This is a genomic window from Terrisporobacter mayombei, from assembly GCF_020748465.1.
GTDB classification, from domain to species: Bacteria; Bacillota; Clostridia; order Peptostreptococcales; family Peptostreptococcaceae; genus Terrisporobacter; species Terrisporobacter mayombei.
In genome coordinates this window covers 1-255 of sequence record NZ_JAHZMP010000317.1, presented here as the reverse complement: position 1 = coordinate 255, position 255 = coordinate 1, and the positions used below count along the sequence as shown (strand labels likewise).

General features: G+C 51.4%; 1 rRNA gene. It reads right to left on the bottom strand.

Annotated elements, in window-relative coordinates:
* Positions 1-255, bottom strand: a 23S ribosomal RNA gene (locus K0039_RS21795); the annotation flags it as partial.

Here is a 255-nt window from a genome sequence, read left to right as displayed (position 1 = left end):
ACCGCTATCCACAGGTCATCCCCGAGCTTTTCAACGCTCGTGGGTTCGGTCCTCCACGAAATTTTACTTTCGCTTCAACCTGCCCATGGATAGGTCGCCCGGTTTCGGGTCTACGTCAACTAACTAAGCGCCCAGTTAAGACTCGCTTTCGCTGCGGCTCCACACCTTAAGTGCTTAACCTTGCTAGGTAACGTAACTCGTTGGCCCGTTCTACAAAAAGTACGCAGTCACACAAGTAATGTGCTCCTACAGCTT